Origin of the sequence: Zavarzinia sp., from assembly GCF_041650655.1 — a bacterium.
GTDB lineage: Bacteria > Pseudomonadota > Alphaproteobacteria > Zavarziniales > Zavarziniaceae > Zavarzinia.
On record NZ_JBAZKR010000201.1, the window covers coordinates 1 to 3,697 of the forward strand.

1 protein-coding gene is annotated in these 3,697 nt (G+C 71.5%); it reads right to left on the reverse strand.

Features of this window, described 5'->3' with window-relative positions:
* A partial coding sequence (locus WC493_RS22150; RefSeq protein ID WP_373068618.1) for a hypothetical protein occupies positions 1-3,697 on the reverse strand: 3,697 nt, incomplete at both ends.

Consider the following 3,697-nt stretch of genomic DNA (forward strand, 5'->3'; position numbering starts at 1 on the left):
ACCGGCGTGCCGCTCAGCGACAGCGCGACCGAGGACACCGTGCGGTCGGCGTCCATCGAGCTGCCGGTGCCCGCGCCGGCCGCGAGCGCGATGCTCAGCGAGATCGCCGGCCGCGTCGGCGTCGGGGCGCGATCCATGATCACCACCGAGTCGCCCACCGCGAGCGCGAGGTAGGTGGGCAGCGAGGCGGCGTTGTTGATCGCGTCGGCGAGCAGGCCCGCCAGCTGCGCGAGCGTGGTGCCCGCGCCGATGGTCAGGCCCGGCAGCGCCTGGCCGGACACCGTGAAGTTCCAGATGTCGTTCTGCTTCAGCGTGCCGGACAGCACCGCGGTCGTCGTCGCGCCCGCGATTTCCTCGACCGCCGCGGTCGGCGCTGTGGCGACGGTGATGATCTGGAACACCGCCTGGAAGCCCTCGCCCGACGGATTGACGATGACGAGCGTGGTGCCTTCGGCGGTGGCGACGAAGCCGCCGTAGGTGGCGCTCGCGTTGATCTGCGCGGCGAGGTCGGCGGCGATCTCCGCGACCGTGTCGATGCCACCCGTCGCGACCGTGGTGGTGATCGCGTGCACGAGGTCGCCGTCGATCACGATGCGCCACTTGTCGCCGTTGATCGGCGTGCCGCTGAGCTGCACCAGCGTGGTGGTCGCCGTCTGCGAGTCGATCGTCTGGTCGGCGATGCGCAGCGTGTAGACGCCGTCGGCGGCCTGCACGTGGATGGTCTGCACCTCGGAGACCGACGGCATGCCCAGGCCGGTGATCGTCGAGCCGGTCAGGATCCCCGTGGCGTCGCCCGTCTGCGCGTGGTCGTCCACGTACATCGTGTCGTTGCCGGCGCCGCCGTCGATCGTGAGCAGCACGCGCACCGTTCCGAGCAGGTTCGGCGCAGTCGGCAGGCTGGCCGCCGCGTCGCTGCCCACCCAGATCTGGTCGTCGCCGTCGCCGGCCTCGATGCGGGTATGGCCGTCGATCGACTGCACCGTGATGATGTCGGCGCCGGCGCCGGTGAAGATGTTGGTCGAACCGGTGTGCGTCGAAACCACCGTGAAGCGGTCGACGCCTCTGCCCAGCTCGATGTTGAGCACCTCGAGGTCGCGGTACACGATGCCGCCCGGCAGGTCGCGCCCGGCGATCACCGTGCCGTCCGCCATGCCGAGGCCGGTGATCTGGTCGGACGTCAGCATGCCGGTGTCGTCGGCCGGGCTGTTGCCGTTGTACACGGTCATCGTGTCGACCTGAGTCGCCTCGTCGACGCGCGTGTTCAGGTTGACCGGGCGGTAGAAGTAGTGGTTGCCCGGCACCGGAGTGTTGAACTTGCGCGTCTCGACGATGGAAGACTGGCCGGCCGGCGTCACCTCGGCGGTGGCGACGAAGGCCTGGCCCGCGAGGTTGGTGATCAGCACGCGGCTGCCGTCGGACGTCGCCGTGAAGGTCACCACGCCGTTCGCCACGATGCTGTTGGCCAGCTCGCGCGCCACGTCCGCGAGCGTCTCACCCGCGGCGACCACGTGCAGGTGCGTGGTCGCGAAGGTCGAATCGTCGAGGAAGATGGTCCAGACCTCGCCCGGGAACAGCGTGGCGGCGCTCAGGGTCACCACCTTGGCCACGCCGTCGGGCAGCGCCGCCGCGGCGTTGGCGATGCTGAATCCCGTGCCCGCGCGGTTGACCACGTAGACCGTGTTGCCGCGCGCGAGGGCGGTGAAGTCGGCGTTCGCGTTGACGTTGACGTCGGCGGCGAGCGCGCGCACCACGTTTGCCGCCGTGTCGCCCGCGCTGGTCAGGTAGAAGTGCTGGCTGGCGGCCTGGCCCGCGCGCAACAGCAGCGTGTAGCCGAGGTCGGCGCCGAGCGAGCCGCCCGGCAGCGTCACCGCCGCGCTCGACGCGCCGAGGTTGGTCGAGCCGGTGAAGCGCGCGTCGGCGTTGAAGACCGTCGGCGCCAGCGCGCTCGCGATCTGGAAGCTCGCCGCGGTCGCCGACGGGAACGGGCCGGTGAAATCGACGATCGTCAGCGTGCGGCCCTCGCTGATCGCCGCATGGCTGCCGCCCAGGTTGATGCTGGCGGCAAGCGCCGCGGCGATGTCGGCGGTGGTCTCGTCCGCGGCCACGGCGTGGTCGTAGTGGATGCCGTCCACCGTCACGCGCCAGACTTCGCCCACGGCCGGCGCGCCGGCGAGCGTCGCCGTCCAGGCGTCTCGCTGCGTGGCGTCGGCGACGAGCTCGGTGTTCTGGCTGGCGGCGGCGCTGCCGTCGGCCGCGCTGACGGTGACGGCCGCCGTGACCGCGCCCGCGACGTTGACGACCACCAGCCGGTTGCCTTCGACCGAGGCGACGTAATCGGACGCGTTCGGGTCGTTGTTGATCTGCGTCGCCAGCGCGCGCGCGACGATCGCCAGGCTGTCGTCGCGCGCCGCGATGTAGCTGTAGCTGAGCGGGCCGCCCAGTGCCACGGTCCACGTCTCGCCCAGCAGCGGCGCGCCAACCAGCTCGATCGCGGCGGCACCGCCCGCCGGCGCGATCTGGTAGAGGCCCTCGGCGGTGTTGTCGAGCGCCGGGATGAAGCGCAGGCTGGTCGTGAACGCGGCGAAGCTCGCACCCGAGCGCTTGACGATCACGAGCTCGTTGCCGTTCGACACGGCATGGAAGCCGGCCGCAACCAGGCCATTGGCCGGGTTGTTGATGGTGCCCGCGAAGATCGCGGCGAGCGCATCGGCGCTGTCTGCCACGATGGCCTGGCCGCCGACCGAATAGGTCTCGCCCACCGAGACGTCGAAGCGCTGCCCGCTCACCGTCAGCGACCAGATCTCGCGCGGATGCAGCGCGCCGGTGAAGCTCACGGTCGTCGCGCCCAGCGTGTCGGAAACCGCGGCCTGCGTCGAGTAGGCCGGCGCGGCGTCGGGCGGCGTCGTGGCACCCGGCACCGGGTCGATGGCGAAGGACGCCGTCCAGGCGCTGCCGTCGCGCGCCACGATGGCGAGCTGGTTGCCCTCGGCGAGCGCCGTGAGCGCAGAGGGCCCGCCGCTGTTGACCAAGGCGGCGAACAGGCTCGCGATCTGCGCCTGGGTCTGGCCGGCGATGGTCAGGTTGAACACCGGGTTGGCGCCGGCCGGGCCGTGCAGCGTGACGTGCCAGACGTTCGTGTCGGTCGGGGTGCTGTCCAGAACGCCGATGAAGGCCTTCGGCGTGGTGGCGTCGATCTCGTAGTTGCTCACCGGCGTGATCACGAGCTGCGGCGTGAACGGCGTCCCCGAGAGATCGGTCACCAGTATCGCCGCGCCCTCGCTGGCGGCAGTGAAGCGCTCGAAGGCGACCGCGCTGACCACGGTCGGCGTGCTGCCGAGGTTGATCTCGACGGTCCACAGTTCGCCCTGCGCCGGCGCAAGGCCGCCCAGGCTCAGCGTCACGTTCGCAGCGGCGGCGCTCGCTTCCCGCACCACGGTGCCCGCACCGTCCCTTAGCTTGGCGGTGACCGGGCCGCCGGCGCTGAGGATGGTGAGGTCGGTGCCGCTCACCGTCGCGTCGTAGCCGGCGCGCGCGTCGATCGCGCCCGCCAGCCTCGCGACCAGGCCCTCGAGTGTGTTGTCGTCGTGCACCGCCTTGGCAAGCGCCGCCGCGATGTCGGCGAGCGAGCTGACCGCACCGCCTGCGGTGACCGCGTAGGCGCGGCCGGCGAGCGTCAGCGTCCAGACCTCTCCGCTGA